The following is a 20,441-nucleotide window of genomic DNA, read 5'->3' as shown; positions in this document are numbered from 1 at the left end:
CATGAGGAGGGAAGAATTTTAGGGATCGGCATTGAGCACCGTCCGCGGGTGGTCTTCAACGCAATGAGACACGGCTGGATGCGCCGTCCCCCCGTGCCTCTGATCGCGGCCTCGACCAGCACAGCGGATCAGCGGGGCACGAAGAACAGGCCCTGATTGAAGCCGCTGGGGGGGAAATCGCGCGACGGGGTTTGGCCGGGCGTGACGCCCGGCGGCCTTGGAGCGATTGGAGCGATCTCGTTCACGCCCGCGCTGCCCAGCTCGTTGAGGTAGAGCCGCTGGATTACCAGGGTAAACCGGGCGAACGCCTCTGCCTGGTCCGGCGTCACCCAGATGTACGCCCCGTTTGAGTAGCCCACGTAGAGGGTCTCATTCTTCCGGGGCACGTCTCGCTTGCCGCCGCTTCTGACGAATCCCGCCGGGATCTGGTTGAGCCCGGTGTGTCCCAGGAAGCGGATGATTTCGCCCTCTTCATCGGGGTGGATCGGTAGCCCGAGGGCGAGACGATACGCCCCGCGCATGGCCAGGAGGCGATCAGGATTGGTGGTCGGTTTGAGCGACCAGTTCCCGGTGACCTCCCGGCTCGCTCCGGTGCCGAGGGTGTTTCGTGTGAATTCCTTGACCCTAACCTGGAACGAAGCATCGACGGCGCCGGAATCCCGGACGTTGGCCACGCCGTCCGAGATCAGGGCGAAGAACGGGATGGCCGAGGGATCGGCAGCGGTCCGGGCGAGGTTCGTCAGGATCTGGTTCTGGGTGATGTCGGGAAGCGAGGATGGCAGGCGCGAACTGGTATACCGCAATTGATCGGACATGCAGCCTGTCAGCACCGAACTCGCGGCGAACATCACCGCGATGCGGAGGCCCATCCTCCTCAGGATTGCATGATTTATCATGATCCATCACCCTCCATGAACGATCGCTACAGTCATGTCGGCCTTCAGGGTCGGTAGAATTCGCGCGGTAGCTCCAAGGATTATGATCCGTTCGGACGCGCCAATGCGGTCGCATTTGTCCCCGGTGGCTCGCCGACGAAGGCGGCGCAGCTGCGCGAGTTTCCCGAAGGCGGTGGGATAACCTCGCTTCGCTTTGCGACCTAGATTGGCGATCCACCGAGGTCACCTGTGGTTTTCGATTGGTCATATCGCCTCTGCCGGAAATGGGGGACAGGCACCTCGAAGACTCGGAGCCAGTCCCCATTTCCTGACGCGCCAGTCGCAAGGGAGAAACGCGTTAGGCGAGGGGCGGCTTGCGGGCGACGAGCCAGAGGTTGCTGGCGAGGAGCTTCAGGGGCCAAACCTGTTCGAGAAGGGCGTTGAGTCGGTAGAGGGGTCGGTCGAGGCGGTTGAAGGCGGTCTGGAGCCAGCGGGGGAAGCCGTAGAGCATCGTCGGCAGGACGAAGGCGAAACCGGCATCGACGACATGGAAGCCGGCGGCCTGGAGGATGGTGGTGGTGGATGCGATCGTGTAGAGGCGGTCGTGGGCGTTGTGTTTCAGGGTGCGCTGAAGGGCCTCGGTGTAGCTGAAGCGGTGCGGCAGGCAGGTGATGACGAAGGTGCCACCGGGCCGGAGAATGCGGGCGACCTCGTGGAGGGAGGTGGCGTCATCGGCGACGTGTTCGAGAACGCCGTTGGAGGTGATCACGTCGAAGAAGCCGTCGGGATAGGGCATGAAGACGGGGTGTTCGAGTTGCCGGTACTGCAAGCCGCTGAACTGGTGGAGGACGTGGAAGGGGCCGGGCGGGTAAAGGTCGGCGCCGTGCAGCTCCAGGGTGTCGCCGAGGCGGAGGCGGTAGACGCAGGAGTCGATCGCGTGCTGGCAGCCCCACTCGAAGACCCGGCCGTGCAGGTGCGGGGTGATCTGGTCGAGGACGCGGAGGCGGCGGCGGAGGGGGATGTCCTGCTCGATGTGGGCGGCGGTGTAGGCGAAGTCGGTGCCAAGGACGCCGGAGATGGTGTCCTCACGTTTCTGACGGTTCCAAAGGGTGCGGATTGCCTGGATCTCGGCGTCGTGATCCCAACGGAGGGGCTGGGAGGCGGGGACATTGTGCGGGTGAACGGCCGAGGGGCGGGTGGTGGAGGAAGGGCGAGACGACTCCAGGACATTGGCCATAAGGCGGGTTCCTTCCCGAAGGCGAGAGAGAGAGGAGCGATCGCGGCTCGGCTCGGATCAGCTCAGATTGGATCGGCCGGGTACCGATGCCCTGGGCTACTTGGCCGGTCGGCTCGCGTTGGCTCTGTGTTCTATCGTCGATTGGGCGGGTCTTGTCTAGCGGAGCCCTCGGCCGCGGAGCAGGCCGTCGGCCCAGGAGGCGTCTTCGCCGGAGAGGGAGGGAACGGGGTCGGCGCGGTAGTCGATGTCGTCGTACTCAGCGTTCTCGTAGACCTGATCGATGAGGGCCTGGAGGTCGAGCGGGACGTCAGGATCGTGTTCGCGGAGGGGGATGGGGATTATTGGAAGTGGCTGGCGGCGGGGGGCCCGGAAGACCTCGAAGGATTTCCGGTGGTGGGCCCTCCAGCAGACGATCTGGTAGGTCGTGCGGGCGTGGGGTGGGATGTGCTCAGGCCTGAGGATCATGACGCGATCGCCATCGCGGAGCAGGTCGATTTTCACGAGGTTTACGCCTGCATCCATGAGTTGCGCCTGCTTGCGAAGATGAAGTTCTTGTCCTCGTCCCGAGACCTTATTGGCAAGGCTCAGGAATTCGATCGACGTCACGACCCGGCCTCCGTTCCCGATGTCGAGGATCTGAATGAATCGCAGTTTCTGTTCGATCTCCGGCATGTGGACGACGATTGGCTCTGCAATCGCGACCCCTCCATCTTCACGGAGCGGCGAGGGTGCGTTCAGGAGCCTTTGGCCGTTCCACGACGACGACGTCGGGCTTGATCCGGCGATTGCCTCTGGTAAGGTCCTCAATGTAGACCTGTGTTTCGATGCGGGCCCGCAAGTCCCTCGGGAGACCTCGCTGGATTGCGTCGCTGGCGTAGATTGTCAGGCGGGGATGGATGTCGGACCAGAAGGCTTCGAGGTAGGGGGCCATGCCGGGGAATGGGCTTTTCATGATCGCGAGGCTCCCAAAGACGAGCGGAGAGGTCGCCATCGTTTATTGTAACGACTAGACCGGAAGCCGATGCGGTAATGCTCTTGCGATCAGCTCTCGACGCAATCGCCGCGGGGGTAGGAGCCGAGGACTTCGAGGCGTTCGCAGCGCTTGCGGACGAGGTCGAGAACCTTGGCGACCTCGGGCTTGTCGGCGTGGCCTTCGACGTCGAGGAAGAAGAGGTAAGAGGGGTCGCGGCCGGGAAGGCTTTCGGAGGGGAGGGGAAAGGACTCGATCATCGTCAGGTTCAGACCGGCCTTTTCGAAGACAGCGAGGACCTTGGAGAGGGCGCCGGCCTGGTTGGAAATGCGGAGCAAGAGGGTGGACTTGTCGCGGCCGGTGGGGGCCTCGGACTGTTCGGCGATGACGGCGAATCGGGTGACGTTGTAGACCTGGTCTTCGATGTTCTCGGCCAGGACGTCGAGCCCGTAGGCGTCGGCGGCGGTTCGGCTGGCGATGGCGGCGGAGAACTGCTCGCGCTGGGCGATCTCGGCGGCATGGGCGGTCGAGACGACCTCAACCAGACTGGCCTGCGGCAGGTTTTTGCTCAGCCAGTGGCGGCACTGAGAGAGGGCCTGGGCCTTTGAGTAGACGCGTCGGACGTCGGCCCAGGGAGTTTTGCCGAGTAGGCAGTGGTGGATTCGCAGCTTGACCTCGGCGCGGATTTTCAACCCCGCGTGGCGGGTGAACATCTCCAGGGTGTCGGAGATGCGGCCGTCGGTCGAGTTCTCCAGGGGCACCAGGCCGAACTGGACGTGGCGGCGGTTGACTTCCTCGAAGACCGCGGCGATCGAGCCGACGGGGACGTGCTCGACGGCGTTGCCGAACTTGGCGATCGAGGCGAGGTGGCTGTAGCTGTACTTGGGACCGAGGCAGGCCACGCGGAGGCTGCGCTGAATGGAGCGAGAGCCGCTCATCAGCTCGCGGAAGATGAGGCGGACGGTCTGTTCGGGCAAGGGGCCCTTACTCTGGGAGAGGGCCCGGGTGATGACCTCCTCCTCTCGGGCGGGGGACCAGACTTCGAGTCCGTCGCGTTCCTTGACCTGGCCGATCTGGGTGGCGATTTCGGCGCGACGGTTCAGAAGGAGGACGAGTTCCTTGTCGATCCGGTCGATTTCGGCGCGCAGGCTGGCCAGGGTCGGGGCGCGTCGGGCATCGACGCGTCCTTTCCCCCGGCGAGAGGAGACGTCGGGGGACGGTTCGCCTTTGGGCTTCGTCGGCATCGGGAGTCTCGTCGGCGAGCGGTCGGCCCCGGGAACGGGGCGGTGAGGCGGGGAGTTTACTCGGGTGGTTTGCAAGTGATTACAGGGGGGTCGAAGGGTTGTCAAGCGAATTCTCTCCGGCCGCTTTCGCCCCCGACGGTCTTCGAATACAATCCGGAAGGTGAGGGTCGAACTCGGGTCGCCGCCGGGGTGCTGTCAAATTGGCAGGCCTCGGAGATGCGGCCGGGAATCGGTCCTGTCATTTCGGCATTTGCTGGACGCGATCGTGGTGCGTTTCGGTGCGGGAGTCCTCGTCGGAATCTCTTTGATCACAGGAGCTTGCGTTGCTCCACCGTCGAGATGCTCGAAGCAATGGTACACCGCTTGCGTTGGGGACCAAGAGTCTATTGCCCGCCCGAGAACCCGGGAAGTGATCCGGGTCGGAAGGTCGGGGGAGCGGGCGGACCCTGAGGTCCGTCTGGAGCCTGGGGCGGATCACTTCGGGAAAGGAGCAGCGACGTGGCAGAAGGTGAAAAGATTATCGGGATCGACCTGGGCACGACGAACAGCGTCGTCGCCGTGATGGAAGGTGGCGACGTGACGGTGATCGCCAACCAGGAAGGCAGCCGGATCACGCCGTCGGTCGTTGCGTTTACCACCAAGGGGGAAACGCTCGTCGGCGAGCCGGCCAAGCGTCAGGCGATCACCAATCCGAAGGGGACGATTTACTCGATCAAGCGCTTCATGGGCCGTCGCCACAGCGAGGTCAAGGGTGAGGAGCGCATGGTCCCCTACGAGATTACCGGGGGCGAGAGCGATTACGTCCGGGTGCAGTCGGGCGGCAAGGACCAGACTCCTCCGGAAATCTCGGCCTTGATCCTGCGCAAGCTGAAGGAAGCGGCCGAGAGCTACCTGGGGCACAAGGTCCGCAAGGCCGTGATCACCGTGCCGGCCTACTTCAACGATAGCCAGCGGCAGGCGACCAAGGACGCCGGGCAGATTGCCGGCCTCGAAGTGGCCCGGATCATCAACGAGCCGACGGCCGCGGCACTGGCCTATGGCCTGGACAAGAAGAAGAACGAGAAGATCGCCGTCTTCGACCTCGGCGGCGGCACGTTCGATATCTCGATCCTGGACGTCGGCGACGGCGTCTTTGAGGTTCTCTCGACCAACGGCGACACGCACCTCGGCGGCGACGACTGGGACGAGGCGCTCATTCACCACATTGCCGACCAGTTCCAGCGCGAGCAAGGGATCGACCTGCGCAAGGACCAGATGGCCCTGCAGCGCCTGAAGGAAGCGGCTGAGAAGGCGAAGAAAGACCTCAGCTTCCAGGCCCAGGCCGACATCAACCTGCCGTTCATCACGGCCGACCAGACCGGGCCGAAGCACCTGACGATGAGCATCAGTCGGGCCGAGTTCGAGAAGCTGACCGACAGCCTGTTCGAGCGGTGCAAGGGGCCGGTTAACAAGGCCATGCAAGACGCCGGGTTGAAGGCCAGCGACATTGACGAGGTGGTGCTCGTCGGCGGCTCGACCCGGATGCCCCGCATTCAGCAGATCGTCAAGGACATCTTCGGGAAGGAACCGCACAAGGGGGTGAACCCCGACGAGGTCGTGGCCATTGGCGCGGCCATCCAGGGGGCGGTGCTGACCGGAGACGTCAAGGATCTGTTGCTTCTGGACGTGACACCGCTGTCGCTCGGCCTGGAAACGAAGGGGGGCGTGATGACCGTCCTGGTCCCCCGCAACACGACGATTCCGACCGAGAAGAAAGAGACTTTCACCACCGCCGATGACAACCAGTCGGCCGTGACGATCAAGGTTTACCAGGGCGAGCGGCCGATGGCCGGCGACAACCGGTTGCTCGGCGAGTTCAACCTCGACGGCATTCCGCCGGCGCCGATGGGCGTGCCTCAGATCGAGGTGACGTTCAACATCGACGCCAACGGCATCCTCAACGTCTCGGCCCGAGACAAGGGGACGAGCAAGGAGCAGAAGATCACGATCCAGTCCTCCGGCGGCCTGAGCCAGGACGAGATCGAGAAGATGCGCCGCGACGCCGAGAGCCACGCCGCCGACGACAAGCGCCGTCGCGAGCTGGCCGAGGCCCGCAACGAGGCCGAGCAGCACGTTTACCGCATGGAGAAGCTGATTGCCGACAGCAAGGAGAAGCTCTCTGAGGCCGATGTGTCGGCCGTGCAGGCGGCCATTGCGAAGGTCAACGAAGTGAAAGGCTCTGACGATGTGGCCGCCATTCGGTCGGCCATCGACAACCTGATGCAGGCCAGCCGGGCGATGTCCGAGCACCTGTACGCCTCTGCGGGAGGCCCGGGAGCCGAGGCCGGAGCTGGCGCGGCCGGTCCCGACGCCGGCCATGCCCCTGGCGGCGATGGCGCCCAGACGGGCGGCCACGGCGAAGACGTCATCGACGTCGAGTTCGAAGAGAAGAAGTAACGGATCGACACGCGTAACCATGACCCTGGCGGGGTCGCCGTTCCGATCGCCTGGAGATTTCCGGGCGACGGACGCGGTGGCCCCGGAGCCATTCGGCGGCCCTCGGGGCGTCGCCGAGTCCGCCCGGCTCAAGGGCTTGCAACCGCACCCACCCCCCTGCCCGGCTCCACCCGATGCCCCTGGAGCCCGGCTTCGTTGCCCCGTTTCCGGGAGGATGGCGATGGTTCTTGACGATGCCCGGCCGGTGTACCCCTTGCTGGTGAAAATCGCCCGCGAGCTGGCCGAAGATGCTCGCAACGGCAGGCGAGGCGGCTGGATCACCTATGATGACCTCTGCCGGCGCTGCGGCGAGGAACTGTCGATCAAGGAATCGCCCCGCACCGTGTTTGCCCGTCGGCTCAAGCCGATTCAGGCCGCCTGCCTCGAACACGACAAGCCCGACCTGGCGGCGCTGGTCATCCAGAAGCCCAAGCGGAGCGACTCGGGAGAGCTGCTTCGCCCCTCGGCCATCTGGTGGGAGATCTACGTCACGCGCTCCGAGGCTGAATCCGAAGACGTGCGCTTCTGGTTCGAGCGCTACCGAACGGCCCGCGACTTCGACTGGCCGGACGAGCCGTTCTTCTGAGCGGCCGGCCCAACGCTCGCGCCAACGTCCGGTCAGACGCCTCGCTTGATCGATGCGGACTTGAGCGATCGAGCATGAGTGACCGTGAGGGAGGACAAGGTGATGGCATCCCGAACCGAATCGGACGTCGATCACCGGAGGCATCCGGAGGTGGAGCCCACGCCCCCGGAATCTTGGTACGACCGCTCGTCGATCTCAGCCGATGCGATGGTCATGATCGAGGGCCAGACCGAGGAGGACTTCTTCCGGTTCGCTCCTGAGAATCGGTACTGCGAATTCATCGACGGGATCGTTTACATGCCGTCTCCCGTGTCGCCTCGTCATCAAAAGTTGGTCGGTTTCTGGTATGTCCTGCTGTCGACTTACAGCGAGGCTCGGGAGCTGGGAGAGGTCATGATGGGGCCGGCAGTCTTCCGGGTGGCCCCGAATCGAGACCTCGAACCCGATGTCTTCGTGACTCCGGTTGGAGAGGAACCCCTGCCCCCCGGAAACCTGGCCTTTGGTGCGGCGGTCCTTGTGGTGGAAATCCTCTCTCCGGGCAATCGGTCGCACGACCTGAAGCGCAAGGCGGGCATCGATAAGGACGCGAGAGTCCCGGAGATCGTCTTCGTCGACGATTGGAACAAGGTCCTGATCGTTGAGCGGTTGGTCGGGCAGGAATACGAGACACATCGCCTCAGTTCGGGCCGGTGGGAGTCCTCGGCAGTCCCGGGATTCTGGCTCGATGTCGGATGGCTCTGGAACGATCCGCTTCCAAACAAACAACGCCCGGTGAATGTGATCCTCGGCAACCCGGCAGGCTGATCGCCAAGCCTCGAGTATGACCGACCTCGACACCTTGATCCGACGCTCCTGGCCGATCCTGAGGGAGGCGGTGCAGATGGGCAGGACGGTGACTTATACCGAGCTGGCCGGGCGGGCGGGGCCGCCGTTGAACCGGAGGCACCTGCATCGGCAGTTGCTCATCCCGCTGTCCGAACGTTGCCGACGCTCGGGCTTGCCGGACCTGGCGGCCCTGGTTGTTCGCAAGGATACGGGCATGCCCGGCGGCGGCTGGCACGTGCCGTATCCGTCGGCCGATCCTGATCGGGCCTGGGCCGAGGCGCTGGAACGCTGCCTGCACTTCGACTGGCCACGCGAGGTGCCGGCCGGATTGCTGGGGCCTGACGCCTGAGTCATCCCCAGATTCAAAGATCATTGAGGGCGAACGATTCGGGGGTTTGTGTCGTACTGTCATGAACGAACGGATGGTTCGAGAAAATTCCATATGACGCTGGGGCCGATGACGGCCCGGAGGCGGGGGAAGGGAGGACGATCATGGCGATGCGATTTGAGAAATTGACCCTTAAGAGCCAGGAAGCGGTGCAGCAATCGCAGGGGATTGCCCGCGACCACGGCCATCAGCGGCTCGTGCCGATGCACCTGCTGGCCGCCCTGCTCGGCCCGGATCAACCTGTGGTCAAGTCGATCCTGGAACACCTTGGGGTCAGTCCCGCGCAGCTCAAGAAAGCGGTCGATCAGGGGCTCGACGCCCTGCCGAAGGTCTCGGGAGGCGATCAGACCCTGAGCCCCGAGCTGGCCCAGGTCTTCGACGCCGCGCAGGCCGAAGCCGACCGGATGAAAGATCAATATGTTTCGGTCGAGCATTTGTTGATTGGCCTTTGCAAGATCAAGAGCCGAGCCCAGGAGGTGCTGGCGGCCCTCGGCGTGACCGAGCAAGACTTGCTCAAGGCCTTGCAGAACGTCCGAGGGGGGCAAGCCGTGACCGACCCGAACCCGGAAGACAAGTACCAGGCGCTCGAACGCTACGGCCGAGACCTCGTCGAGCTGGCCCGGCAGGGGAAGATCGACCCGGTGATCGGACGTGATTCCGAGATCCGGCGGGTAGTGCAGGTGTTGAGCCGCCGAACGAAGAATAATCCGGTCTTGATCGGTGAGCCGGGCGTGGGCAAGACGGCGATCATCGAAGGCCTGGCGCAGCGGATCGTCTCGGGAGACGTGCCGGAAACGCTGAAGGACCGCAAGCTGATTGCTCTGGACATGGGGGCGTTGATCGCCGGGACGAAGTACCGCGGCGAGTTCGAGGACCGACTCAAGGCGGTTCTCAAGGAAGTGACCAGCTCCGAAGGGAAGATCATCCTGTTCATCGACGAACTGCATCTGGTCGTCGGGGCCGGCAAGGCCGATGGCGCGATGGATGCCGCGAACCTGCTCAAGCCAGCACTGGCCCGAGGCGAACTGCGTTGCGTGGGGGCGACGACGCTCGACGAGTACCGCCAGCACATCGAAAAAGACCCGGCCCTGGAACGCCGATTCCAGCCGGTCTTCGTGGGAGAGCCGTCGGTCGAGGACACCATCTCGATCCTCCGAGGCTTGAAGGAGCGCTACGAGGTTCACCACAAGGTCAAGATCAAGGATTCGGCACTTGTCGCAGCGGCAAAACTATCGGACCGCTACATCACCGATCGGTTCTTGCCAGATAAGGCGATCGACCTGGTGGACGAGGCGGCGAGCCGGTTGTCGATGGAGCAGCAGTCGGTGCCGACCGAGATCGACATGCTTCAGCGCAAGCTGTTGCAACTGCAACTGGCCGAGCGGATGCTCCAGGGAGAACACGAAGAACACGCCCAGGAGCGCCTGGCCGAGATCGAGGACCAGATTGCCGACATCGAGCGGCAGCTCCAGGACCTCCGCCGTCAGTGGGAGCTGGAGAAGTCGGGGCTGGGAGACATCCACGGCATGCGGGAGCGGCTGGCGCAGATCCAGATCGAGTTCGGCCGCGCCTACGACGAACTCCGGCAAATGCAGCAACGCGGCGAGCTTCCGGGCGAGGATCGCTATCGGGCATTGGCCCAGCTCGACGCCGAGCGCAAGGAGCTGGAGCGCCGAATCGGCGAGAGCGAGGCGAACGCCGAGGCCGACGGCCAGGCCCAGGAGGGCCGCCGCCTGCTCAAGGATGAGGTGGACGCCGAGGAGATTGCCGAGGTCGTCAGCCAGTGGACCGGCATTCCGGTGAGCCGGATGCTTGCGACCGAGCGGGAAAAGCTTTTGAAGCTGGAAGATCATATCCACCAGCGTTTGGTGAATCAGGAGCAGGCCGTACATGCTGTCTCCGAGGCCGTGCGACGTGCCCGGGCCGGGTTGCAGGACCCGAACCGGCCGATCGGCTCGTTCCTGTTCCTCGGTCCGACCGGCGTGGGCAAGACCGAGCTGGCCAAGGCGCTGGCCGAGTTCCTGTTCGACAGTGAGCAGGCGATGGTCCGGATTGATATGAGCGAATACGGCGAACGGCACAACGTCGCCCGCCTGATCGGTGCCCCTCCCGGCTATGTCGGTTACGAGGAAGGGGGACGGTTGACCGAAGCGATCCGACGGCGGCCGTACTCGGTGATCCTACTCGATGAGGTGGAAAAGGCGCATCGAGACGTGTTCAACGTCTTGCTTCAGGTACTCGACGACGGACGGTTGACCGACGGCCACGGCCGGACGGTCGACTTCCGGAACACGGTGATCATCATGACCAGCAATCTCGGCAGCCAGGCAATTGCCGAACTGGCCGGGGCCGACCGCGAGGACGAGATGAAGGCCGCGGTTCGGGAGGTGCTGCGGCGCGAGTTCCTCCCTGAGTTCCTCAACCGGATCGACGAGACGGTCATCTTCCACCCGCTGGGCATGACGGAGCTGACGCAGATCGTCGACATCCAGCTTCAAAGGCTTGAGCACTTGTTGACTGAAGCTGGTCTGTCCCTGAAGGTCACGCCCAAGGCGAAGTGGCAACTGGCGGAGGAAGGGTTCGACCCGACCTTTGGCGCCCGGCCCTTGAAGCGGGTGATCCAGAGCCGCCTGGCGAACCCGATTGCCACCGGCTTGCTCGACGGCTCGATTGCCAAGGGGTCAACCCTTCAGATTGACTGGGACGAGGCAGGCGAGCGCTTCACCTTCACCCCCGCCGACGCCGGGACACCGGCCGAGGCCTAAGCCGAAGTTCGGCATTCGTAAGCCCGATCGCACGACCCGGACGGCGAGCCTGTCGTCCGGGGTGCGTTCGCGCGCGGGGCGTGGCGCGGCAGACGATCGGGGGTCTCGACAACCTGGGCCAGGACCCGGAAAAGCCGGGATCGTGCTTCCGGGCAACACGGTTGGAAAATCGCTTGACAGTGGGTGTTGGATCGGAACACGATGGTCTGGTCTGCTGATTGTGTTGGGAACTTCCCAGCACACACCTTGAGAACCGACACCGGCTGGACTTGATCCTCGTCAATGACTGATCGCCTGACTCGACACCGCTCGTGGATTGCGTTGCTGTACGGCCTGGTGGTCGTGCTGGCACACGGGTTCCACGCCCATGAAGGGCCGGTGGCGATTGCCGGGTGCGAAACGTCGGACGATCCGTGTGGAGACGAGCATCCTGCGGAAGCTGCCAATCAGTTCTTCTGGGATCAGGACGAGAATTCGTCCTGTACAACAACGACCGGCTGCCTGTCTTGCGACTTCAGTCTGAGTCATCAGGGCACACTGGCCGATCAACCGCTGCTGGTCGAGCCGGTTTGGTGCCCTCATTTCGGTCGTCCCCCCGTGGCCGACCTCCTCATCTCTGCCTCGTGGGCTCGAACCCGAGCACCTCCTCTGAGCTGACCGTGTCATCGGCCCCATGCGTGTGTCGTTTCGGTCGTGCGCATGGTGTGAACCGCTGGCACGTGCCTGGTTGCGCGGCGGTCGGTTCTGATCGGAAGAACCGGCGCTGACGTGCCCGGCCCGAGTTCCTCGTCTCTCGTCGCGTGGCTCGACATGGAGACGGAGGAGATCGCACTCGCCATTCCTTTGTCGCCGGCGTGCCCATCATCTGGGCGTCGATCGTGCGATCCTATTTTATCGAGGTTTTCTCATGCGTGTTCTCCATCGCGCGAGTCGTCTCCGGGCGTTCACACTTGTTGAGCTGCTCGTGGTCATGGCGATCATCGGGATTCTTGTCGGTTTGCTGCTGCCTGCGCTGGCCTGGTCGCGTGAGTCGGCCCGACGGGCCCAGTGCCAGAACAACATGCGCCAGCTAGGTGCGGCCTGGCTGGCCTTTGCGACGGCCAACAATGGGCGATTCCCGAGCCTGTCTCACGAACTGCACAGCGGTGGATCACCGATCGATACGACGAGAGCCACCGTGTCCTGGATTCAGAGTCTTCGGCCGTACCTCGATAATAACGATCAAATTCGCGTTTGCCCGAACGACCCCGAGGCGGACGCTCGGTTGACGGCGGAGAGCGTTTACATTGAGAACACCAACAGCGGCGTTCTTACCGACTACTGGGTCGGCAACAGCACCAGCTACACCTTGAACGAATACTTTGCCGACAGTTTCCAGAGTCAGATGACCGGACTGGACGTGACTCGGGTCCGGAACCTTTCCGACGTGAGCCGGCCGGCTCATACGATTCTCGCGTTTGAGAGCATCATTCCTGCCTCGGAAGCCGAGTCGGGTGATCACACGCACTCAACGTCCTGGTTCCGGCCTCCTTACCGAAACAACTGGAGGGAGGTCCAGCGGGAGGTCGCCACCGATCGGCACAACGGGGCATCGAATCTCCTGTTCCTGGATGGTCATGTGGAGTCGGTCGAGGAGGAGGAACTTAAACTTCGGGCCGAGCAGAGCACGAATGTCAAGAACTTCGTCAAGCCTGGCGGTTGGTGATCGGTTCACCGGCCATTGATTCGTTGATTTTCGGTTCCACGAGTTGACGAAAAACGCCAATCCGGCGGCCTTCGGCACACCGAGGGTTGTCGAAACGGAGCGTGACGGGCGCTCCGTTTGGTTTGGCTCGAGGTGCGGGACGAGTGTCCGCACATCGGGCAATGATCGCTGTACGTCCTGAGCGTGACCGGCCGGCCCCAGCTCCGCGATTCGTCGAGAGTCAACGAGCCCGACGTGTCATGTCAAGGAACGCTGAACTGTTTTTCACTCAAACGTTTTCACACGGAGAGAGTTCTCGTGATCTTGCTTCATCCTTCTGTTCGTCTTGCGAGCCTGGCCCTTGCCTTGAGTTTGGTGCTGGGAACGACCGGATCCGCGTCGACGGTGGTCTTCACCAACCAGCACATCGACTTCGAGGCGGAATTCCACGGCGGGGAAGTTGAGCTTGGCTTCCACGACGAGGATACGGACACGCATTATTCGCTCGAAGACTACAACGTCGAGATCTTCATCGGCCTGGACCAGACGGTGCGTCGGAATGGTGCCTCTGCCGGATCCGGGTTTGATTTTCTGGGCGTGAATGCCGGAGACGAATTCTACGTCCTGCCCTTCTCGTTCAGTCCTTCGGAACTCGATTTCCTGTTCGGGGCCGGCACGAGCGACAACACGCCGGACGTCGTGTTCCTCGGTCTTGCAAATGGCCTGCGACCGCAGTTCCCCACGATCAACTTCGAGTTCCAGCGCGACCTGTTCGAGGGGCCCGGGGTGTTCTCGTTGTTCTCGGCCTTCGGTGAACTGTTCGCGTCGAGCAGTGCGACGGCGCCGGATTCCGCTCCGTCGACGATTCACAATCATTACAACTGGGCGTTCTCCGAAGCGGGGACGTATATTCTTCCGTTCAAGGTGACGGCGACCAATGCGAACGGCGACTCGGTGGAGTCGGAGATCTTCAACTTCACCGTGCAGATTGGCCCGCGCACGACGGTCATTCCTGAACCGGCCAGCATTGCCATGATGAGCATGGGAGTTCTGGTGGTTGGGGGCGTGGCCGTGGCCCGTCGTCGTCGGCAGGGATCGGAATCGGCCTCCGTGTGAACGGTGAGGCACCTGGCAATCCGGCAACGGGCGGCGAGTTGTTGAGTCAACCGCAAGGTCGCCTTGAGTTGCGTCGTCGGCCTCTCGGTCCTCGGACCAAGAGGCCGATTTTTTTGCACTGTGCAGTGACGATTCGTTGGCAATGGACATCGTTTCGGACGATTGGAGAAAATCGCACGCGATGATGTATTTTGTGCCGCTTGCAGAACCGAATCAGGGTGAATCAGTCGTGAGACAGATGACGATCCTCACGCTGTTCTTTCTCTCGGGGATGGCGGGGCTGATCTACGAGGTGTCCTGGTCGCGGCAGATGGGGCTCTTGTTCGGGCACACGGTGCATTCGGCGTCGGTGGTGCTGACGTGTTATTTTGTGGGGATGGCGATTGGGTATGTGCTGGCGGCGCGTTGGGTGAAGCGGGTGATCCCGCTGCTCGGCTACGGGGTGGCGGAACTGGTGGTGGCGGGATGGGCGCCACTGGTGCCGGTGCTGCTGGATGCGGTCGAGGGATCGTCGTGGGCGGCCTGGCTGTCGCATCCTGAGCCAGGCGTGCAAGTGTTCAATCGGTTTCTGTTGGCATTCGCCCTGATGCTCCCGGCGACGATCGGCCTGGGGGCAAGCTTGCCATTCATGGCCGAGCATCTTTCGCCGGATCGGCACCTGGCGACGGGTCGGGTGGCCCTGGCCTATGCGATGAACACGACCGGGGCTCTGGTTGGGGTGGTGTTGACGACCGCAGTCTTGATGCTTGTGGTCGGGGTTCGGGGCAGTGCGTGGCTTGCGGCGGCGCTCTCGGGAGGATGCGGGGTGGCTGCGTGTGTCCTCGCGGTCAGAGGGCGTATGGCCGCCCCGGAATGGAATCCGGCGGAATCTCCGGCGGCTCAGGAGCGATCGGGCGGGTTCTGGCTGGTTCTTGCGGTCCTTTCGGGGTTTGGGACGCTGGCATTACAGGTGTTGTATACCCGGATGTTTTCCTTGGTCTTTCATAATAGCACATATACGTTTGGCGCGGTGTTGACGGTGTTTCTGGCGGGACTGGCGATCGGCTCGGCGGCTGTGTCGCGGTTGCATCATCGGATGTCGGTCGAGCGGTTGATTGGAATCGCCGCCGGAATGGGGGCGGTGGCCATCTCGCTCTCGGTGCCGGTGTTTATTAGATTGACGGGTCTGGAATATTTCACCTTTGGAGAGACGTTTGCCGCGTATCTGGTAGGGGTGTTCGGGTTGGTGGCGCTGGTGGTCTTGCCGCCGGTGAGCGTGCTGGGGGCGATCTTGCCGAGCATCTGGAAGGCGGCCGGCGTGTCGAGCCCGGGAGGGGGCGTGGTGGTGGGGCGACTGACGGCCGGCAATGCGATGGCCGCGGCGATCGGGGCGCTGCTGGCAAGTTTTGTCTTCTTGCCGAAGCTGGGGCTGTGGTGGTCGATTGCAGGTGTTTCCCTGATTTTCGCCGTGATCTCGATCATGCTGATGGTTCGATCGGGGCGAAGTCTTGAGGCGGTTGGGGTCACCCTGGTGCTTGCGGGCCTGGCGAATTCTGCGATCGCGGTTCCGGGGCGGGTCCGGACCTTGCCTCCTGATCCGAACATCACGATTCTGGCCGGTTGGGAAGGTCCGTACGGGCTGATCGAGGTGGTTCAGGCGGCTCCCGAGAGTCGGATTTTGCGGCAGAACCTGCACTATGGGCTGGGTTCGACCGGCCGATCGACGGTCAGAGAACTGCGTCAGGGACACCTGCCGCTCTTGCTACATCCCGACCCGCGCGAAGTGTTGTTTCTCGGGCTGGGGACTGGCCTGACCTCGGCAGCGGCGACGATGCACCCGGAGGTCAATCGGATCGAGATCGTCGAGCTGATTCCGGAGGTGGTCGAGGCGGCCCGGTTCTTCGAGCCCGAGAATCTCGGGGTGGTGGATCACCCGAAGGTGACGATTCGGATCGACGACGCAAGGCACGACCTGATGGCCTCGGGCCGGTCCTACGACGCGATCATCTCCGATCTGTTTGTTCCGTGGGAAAGCCGCGCAGGGTATCTGTACACGGTGGAACAATTTCAACTCGCTCGATCCCGGCTGAATCCGGGGGGCCTGTTCTGCCTCTGGTTGCCGCTCTACCAGCTTGGGGCGAACGAACTGACGATGATTGCCGACAGCTTCGCCTCGGTGTTTCCGAGCACGTCACTCTGGTGGGGGCAACTGTCGTCGGAAACACCGATGATGGCGTTGATCGGTTCCGAGGAGCCGGTGACGATCGAACCGGATCGGGTCGAAGCCAGGTTGCCCTTGCTGACCGAGACGCGGGACGATCCCGAACGGTATCTCGACTCGACCGAGACCCTGGCCCGGCTCTATGCGGGTGACTGGCCGTCGCCTGCCAGAGGGGCTCGGCTGAATACGGACGAGCATCCTCGGGTCGAGTTCCTGGCGCCGATCCGACAACGCAACGATCTGTTGCTCACGGGGGATCGCCTGCTCGATCTGTTCGATCAGGTGTTGCGATCCCTGCCGGCTCATCCCTTGATTGAGACGCCGGAATCGGACGATCCGGCACTCTCGACGTATCGTCGTCGGGTCTGGCAGCGGGAGCAACTGGGTCGCGAAGCTCCCTGACATCAAACTGCCAGCGTGTGTTGTTTTGAGTTGTTGTTTGCGTTGATTGTGCTGTTTGGGAATCTTTGGCAAACAGTAGGAATTGATGGCGATCCGTGTTCTGGGGAGTCTGGTTTAAGAACCGGTCTCCCTCGAATGGGGCGGCGGGCTGGGGAGCTTTCCCAGTCGAGGGAACCGGAACCATCCAAGGCTGGCTGTGCGGGTGATCTGGTTTAAGAAATACGATCCCTCGAAAATTCTTTTGCGTTCTTGGCGGGGTGAAGCTATTGTTTGAGGCGCTTCTGGGAACCACTCCGGTTCCGATCTGGCAAGGAATGACCATGATGTGGTCAAAACCTCTCCCGGATTTGGTTGTTCCGATCGGAATCATTTCTCCTGGTTTCGATTGATCTGTGACGGGCTGTCGTTTCCTCTCCCTGCTCGTTTCCGTCAGTGTGGTGGTTGTTCGCGCATGGGTGCTGGCAGGAATGTCGGCGTGCTCATGTGTGTGCCACGCTGTTGTTTCGGAGTCCCCTCTGACAGGAGAGTGACCTTGAATCATCGAGAACGCCGCGGCTTCACGTTGATCGAGTTGTTGGTGGTCATCGCCATCATCGGTGTCTTGATCGCCTTGCTGTTGCCGGCGGTCCAAAGCGCTCGTGAAGCGGCTCGCCGGGCCCAGTGCACGAATAACCTGAAGCAGATTGGGTTGGCCGTGCACAACTATCACGACACCTGGGGAGCGTTCCCCATGGGCGAGATGCCTGGTGGTCTGTCGCCGCAGGTCGGCTTGCTGCCGTTCCTGGAACAGACCCAGGTGTATGACTCGTTCAACTTCAACCTGGGCCAGCGCTGGATCTGGACTCAACCGGCGACCATCACCGTGGGCCGGACCCGGATCAGCGCGTACCTGTGCCCCTCGGAAATTTACACCGAGTACGCGAGCGATTCGTTCCGGTTCTGGGCTTCGAATTACGCCTGGAACTCGGGCACGTGGTACCCGCGTACGCAGCAGTGGGACGGTTTGTTCGGCCGATCGTACGGCCGCAGCAACAGCCCCGAGACGACCATCGGCGGCTTGCCGAACAACGCCTTGAGCCTGGTCAACTTCGCGTCGATCAAGGACGGCTCCAGCAACACCTTGCTCTGCGCCGAGGTGGCCAATGGTCCCCTGGTCGTCGGGGCGGCCCGGACGAAGGTCTCCGACTGCTTCCAGGCAGTGGGTCTGACCAATACGTCGACGCCTCAGGAGGCCGTGGCGGCTTGCAATCAGATTGACTGGAATTCCGGTGAGATCCCCTGGGGCGGTTCGTGGCGGTACAAGGGGTATGCCTGGGTCGAAGGTTCGATCTGGCGCAACTGGTTCAATGCGATCCGGACCCCGAACCAGACCTGCTGCCGTCCGTCGGACTGGTGGTTCATCATGAAGCCTGCCTCGTCGTATCACCCGGGCGGTGCCAACGCGGTGATGGCCGATGGCAGTGTGAAGTTCTTCAAGGAATCGGTCGCCTGGCCGACCTGGATGGCGCTTTCCACCCGAGTCGGTGGCGAAGTTGTGAGCGCCGATCAGTACTGATGATCATTGACGGGCACGCCATTGTCACGGTGTGCATGGAATCCGGTTTTGGCCTGTTCCCCATTCCCAATTCGGGATGGGGAGCAGGCCTTGATCTGCTTACTCGCCAAGATTCTCCTGAAAGGTTTACGAGCAGATGCAACTTTTCCGAAGGAACGCGTTCGGTTTCGTGATCGGTCTCTCCCTGATGGCAGTCCTGAGCCTTCCCGGTTGTGGGGAGAAGCCGCCGCCGCCGGTCGAAATTGATGAAATCGATTTCGAGGAAGCCGAGCAGGAGGCGACCAAGGAATACGGCGGCGCCATGTAAGCCGCTCGCCTGAGAATCAAAGGGAGAGTCATTGCACATGGGTTTTCTCCCGGGAGGAAGGCCGTCAGGGGCCTTCCTCCGTGGCCTTGTGGTGCTTGGGCTTGGGGCTGCGCTGACAGCGGCGGCGGGTTGTCGAGGGGCGACCGATGGCGCAGTCGGTGATCGGGACGGATCCGGGTCGGCTCGGGTGCCGCCTCCGAAGCCCGAGATCGGCCCCTGGTTCGTAGATCGTGCTCCCGAGTTCGGGATCGACGTGGTGACGCGATCCGGCGATCCAAGCAAGCGCTGCGTGCTCGACTCGATCGGGATGGGCGTGGCTCTGTTCGATTTTGACGATGACGGCGATCTTGATCTGTTCGTTGCGGGAGGCTCCGAAATTCGAGACGGAGCGGTGCGGTCGGCCGGCGGTCCCTGGCTGTTCCGCAACGAGGGGCCCGGCCAATGGACGGACTCGACCGAGGCGTCGGGGCTGCGGCATACCGGTTGGGCTCAGGGCGTGGCTGTGGCCGATTATGACGCCGACGGTTTTCCCGATCTGATGGTGGTGCAACACGGTCCTGATACCCTCTGGCGAAACCAGGGGAACGGCACCTTCGCTGACGTGACCGAAGCGGCCGGGATCGACGACCCAAACTGGGGCGTTTCGGCAACCTGGGGCGATGTGGACGGGGACGGTTGGCCCGACCTCTACGTGACGAATTATCTGGACGTCGATCCGCTCAACCCCCCTCCCTTGAACGATTATCTGCCCGGCCTTCCCGTCTTCCAGGGGCCGGCGACCTTGCCGGGCCAGACCGACCGCCTCTGGCGAAACCGTGGGGACGGCACCTTCGAGGACTGGACCGAGCAGTCCGGGCTCTTGCGAACGCCGAACAAGGGGATGTCGGCGCTGCTGACCGATCTGGACGGAGACGGTCATCTCGATCTTTATGTGACCAACGACACCCACGCCAACGAACTGTTCCGGGGCCTGGGTGGGGGCCGGTTCGAAGAGATCGGCGTTGCGGCCGGAGTCGCATACAACAACTATGGAATTGCCGAGGGGAGCATGGCCGTGGATGTGGCTGACCTGAACGGCGATACCCGGCTCGACCTGGCCGTAAGCAATTTCCGTCAGGAAGGGAGCCGGGTGTACGCCAATCTCAGCAATCAAATGTATGAAGATCTTTCCGGGAATTACTCGCTCTGGGGGCTGACCGGCGGTTTTGTCGGCTGGGGCCTGGTTCTGGCCGACTTCGACGCCGACGGCTGGCCCGACCTGTTTCAGGCCAATGGCCATGTCTATCCCAACGTGCCTGATGCGGCTTACGACCAGCCGGTGATCTTCCTTCAGAATCGCGAGGGGCGATCGATGGAGGAGGTCACGGCCGTTTGGGGCCCCGACCTGGCGTCGATCCGATCGGGCCGCGCGGTCGCCGTGGGAGATCTGGACAATGACGGCGATCTCGATCTGGTGATCTCAACGATCGACGGTCCCTTGCGCATGTTGCTCAACGAAGGCATGCCCGAAGGGTCGGCCGTGACGATCCGCCTGGTCGGCCGAGGGCCGAACCGGGAAGCGATCGGGGCTCGGGTCGAACTGGAGGCCGGGGGGCGGACCTTCGTGAACACGGTCCGACGCGGAGGGAGTATCCTGTCCGCGTCGGACGTTCGGCTGCACTTCGGGCTTGGCGATGCCTCGACCATCGACGCGATGCTCGTACGATGGCCCGACGGCTCGGAAGACCGTTTCGACAATCTTGACGTGAATGAGTTCTTGACGATCCATCAAGACGGCCCGACCATGACGAGTCGTCCCTTTCAGGACTGATC

Annotated in this window: 17 protein-coding genes; 12 read left to right on the top strand and 5 right to left on the bottom strand. The window is 62.9% G+C overall.

Annotated features, from left to right (window positions below; translation table 11 throughout):
* Positions 1-128: 128 nt before the first annotated feature.
* The 5 genes from HG800_RS23185 to pheA all read right to left on the bottom strand — a co-directional run bounded on the left by HG800_RS23185 (position 129) and on the right by pheA (position 4,326).
* The gene (locus tag HG800_RS23185) at positions 129-896 is read right to left on the bottom strand and encodes a hypothetical protein (protein WP_169980042.1); all 768 of its coding nucleotides are present in this window, start codon (positions 894-896) and stop codon (positions 129-131) included.
* 337 nt (positions 897-1,233) lie between these two features.
* Positions 1,234-2,112 (bottom strand): class I SAM-dependent methyltransferase, encoded by an 879-nt coding sequence (locus tag HG800_RS23180; protein WP_169980040.1) that lies wholly within the window; start codon positions 2,110-2,112, stop codon positions 1,234-1,236.
* A gap of 156 nt (positions 2,113-2,268) precedes the next feature.
* The gene (locus HG800_RS23175; RefSeq protein WP_261345975.1) at positions 2,269-2,919 is read right to left on the bottom strand and encodes a DUF4058 family protein; all 651 of its coding nucleotides are present in this window, start codon (positions 2,917-2,919) and stop codon (positions 2,269-2,271) included.
* Positions 2,825-3,064, bottom strand: coding sequence for a DUF4058 family protein (locus HG800_RS28095; RefSeq protein ID WP_169980036.1), 240 nt, complete (start codon positions 3,062-3,064; stop codon positions 2,825-2,827). The genes HG800_RS23175 and HG800_RS28095 overlap by 95 nt, the downstream gene beginning before the upstream one ends.
* 89 nt (positions 3,065-3,153) lie before the next feature.
* On the bottom strand, positions 3,154-4,326 hold the full coding sequence (pheA, locus tag HG800_RS23165; RefSeq protein WP_169980034.1) for a prephenate dehydratase: 1,173 nt from the start codon (positions 4,324-4,326) through the stop codon (positions 3,154-3,156).
* Positions 4,327-4,824: 498 nt separating this feature from the next.
* Between pheA and dnaK the strand changes: the two genes are divergently transcribed.
* From dnaK to HG800_RS23105, 12 genes are all read left to right on the top strand, one after another.
* Entirely contained in the window at positions 4,825-6,762 is a 1,938-nt protein-coding gene (gene dnaK, locus HG800_RS23160; protein ID WP_169980032.1) for a molecular chaperone DnaK, read from the top strand.
* A 220-nt stretch (positions 6,763-6,982) separates the two neighbouring features.
* Complete coding sequence (locus HG800_RS23155) at positions 6,983-7,387, top strand: hypothetical protein (protein ID WP_169980030.1); 405 nt, start codon at positions 6,983-6,985, stop codon at positions 7,385-7,387.
* 102 nt (positions 7,388-7,489) lie between these two features.
* Positions 7,490-8,191 (top strand): Uma2 family endonuclease, encoded by a 702-nt coding sequence (locus HG800_RS23150; protein WP_169980028.1) that lies wholly within the window; start codon positions 7,490-7,492, stop codon positions 8,189-8,191.
* A gap of 16 nt (positions 8,192-8,207) precedes the next feature.
* Positions 8,208-8,561 carry a hypothetical protein gene (locus tag HG800_RS23145; protein ID WP_169980026.1) on the top strand — a complete coding sequence of 118 codons (354 nt, stop codon included), beginning with the start codon at positions 8,208-8,210 and terminating at the stop codon, positions 8,559-8,561.
* 143 nt (positions 8,562-8,704) lie between these two features.
* A complete protein-coding gene (gene clpB, locus HG800_RS23140; protein ID WP_169980024.1) occupies positions 8,705-11,365 on the top strand; it encodes an ATP-dependent chaperone ClpB in 2,661 nt (886 codons plus the stop codon).
* Positions 11,366-11,647: 282 nt separating this feature from the next.
* Positions 11,648-12,022, top strand: a complete 375-nt coding sequence (locus HG800_RS23135; protein WP_169980022.1) for a hypothetical protein — start codon at positions 11,648-11,650, stop codon at positions 12,020-12,022.
* A gap of 250 nt (positions 12,023-12,272) precedes the next feature.
* Positions 12,273-13,070 carry a DUF1559 family PulG-like putative transporter gene (locus tag HG800_RS23130; protein WP_169980020.1) on the top strand — a complete coding sequence of 266 codons (798 nt, stop codon included), beginning with the start codon at positions 12,273-12,275 and terminating at the stop codon, positions 13,068-13,070.
* Between the two features lie 297 nt (positions 13,071-13,367).
* Positions 13,368-14,165, top strand: coding sequence for a choice-of-anchor M domain-containing protein (locus HG800_RS23125; RefSeq protein ID WP_169980018.1), 798 nt, complete (start codon positions 13,368-13,370; stop codon positions 14,163-14,165).
* A gap of 238 nt (positions 14,166-14,403) precedes the next feature.
* Entirely contained in the window at positions 14,404-16,767 is a 2,364-nt protein-coding gene (locus HG800_RS23120) for a spermine/spermidine synthase domain-containing protein (RefSeq protein ID WP_235963910.1), read from the top strand.
* A 532-nt stretch (positions 16,768-17,299) separates the two neighbouring features.
* Positions 17,300-18,322 (top strand): DUF1559 domain-containing protein, encoded by a 1,023-nt coding sequence (locus HG800_RS23115; protein WP_235963900.1) that lies wholly within the window; start codon positions 17,300-17,302, stop codon positions 18,320-18,322.
* A gap of 136 nt (positions 18,323-18,458) precedes the next feature.
* Positions 18,459-18,629, top strand: a complete 171-nt coding sequence (locus HG800_RS23110) for a hypothetical protein (RefSeq protein ID WP_169980012.1) — start codon at positions 18,459-18,461, stop codon at positions 18,627-18,629.
* A gap of 37 nt (positions 18,630-18,666) precedes the next feature.
* On the top strand, positions 18,667-20,439 hold the full coding sequence (locus HG800_RS23105) for a CRTAC1 family protein (RefSeq protein WP_169980010.1): 1,773 nt from the start codon (positions 18,667-18,669) through the stop codon (positions 20,437-20,439).
* Positions 20,440-20,441 lie beyond the last annotated feature (2 nt).

The sequence above is a fragment of the Tautonia rosea genome (assembly GCF_012958305.1).
GTDB classification, from domain to species: domain Bacteria; phylum Planctomycetota; class Planctomycetia; order Isosphaerales; family Isosphaeraceae; genus Tautonia; species Tautonia rosea.
This window is presented reverse-complemented; position numbering and strand designations above follow the sequence as displayed.

Coding starts and splice junctions, on each gene's coding strand:
- HG800_RS23180 (WP_169980040.1), bottom strand. CDS start 2,112: ATGGCCAATGTCCTGGAGTCGTCTCGCCCTTCCTCCACCACCCGCCCC.
- HG800_RS23185 (WP_169980042.1), bottom strand. CDS start 896: ATGATAAATCATGCAATCCTGAGGAGGATGGGCCTCCGCATCGCGGTG.
- HG800_RS23145 (WP_169980026.1), top strand. CDS start 8,208: ATGACCGACCTCGACACCTTGATCCGACGCTCCTGGCCGATCCTGAGG.
- HG800_RS23150 (WP_169980028.1), top strand. CDS start 7,490: ATGGCATCCCGAACCGAATCGGACGTCGATCACCGGAGGCATCCGGAG.
- HG800_RS23120 (WP_235963910.1), top strand. CDS start 14,404: ATGACGATCCTCACGCTGTTCTTTCTCTCGGGGATGGCGGGGCTGATC.
- HG800_RS23105 (WP_169980010.1), top strand. CDS start 18,667: ATGGGTTTTCTCCCGGGAGGAAGGCCGTCAGGGGCCTTCCTCCGTGGC.
- pheA (WP_169980034.1), bottom strand. CDS start 4,326: ATGCCGACGAAGCCCAAAGGCGAACCGTCCCCCGACGTCTCCTCTCGC.
- HG800_RS23155 (WP_169980030.1), top strand. CDS start 6,983: ATGGTTCTTGACGATGCCCGGCCGGTGTACCCCTTGCTGGTGAAAATC.
- HG800_RS23130 (WP_169980020.1), top strand. CDS start 12,273: ATGCGTGTTCTCCATCGCGCGAGTCGTCTCCGGGCGTTCACACTTGTT.
- HG800_RS23110 (WP_169980012.1), top strand. CDS start 18,459: ATGCAACTTTTCCGAAGGAACGCGTTCGGTTTCGTGATCGGTCTCTCC.
- HG800_RS28095 (WP_169980036.1), bottom strand. CDS start 3,064: ATGAAAAGCCCATTCCCCGGCATGGCCCCCTACCTCGAAGCCTTCTGG.
- clpB (WP_169980024.1), top strand. CDS start 8,705: ATGGCGATGCGATTTGAGAAATTGACCCTTAAGAGCCAGGAAGCGGTG.
- HG800_RS23135 (WP_169980022.1), top strand. CDS start 11,648: ATGACTGATCGCCTGACTCGACACCGCTCGTGGATTGCGTTGCTGTAC.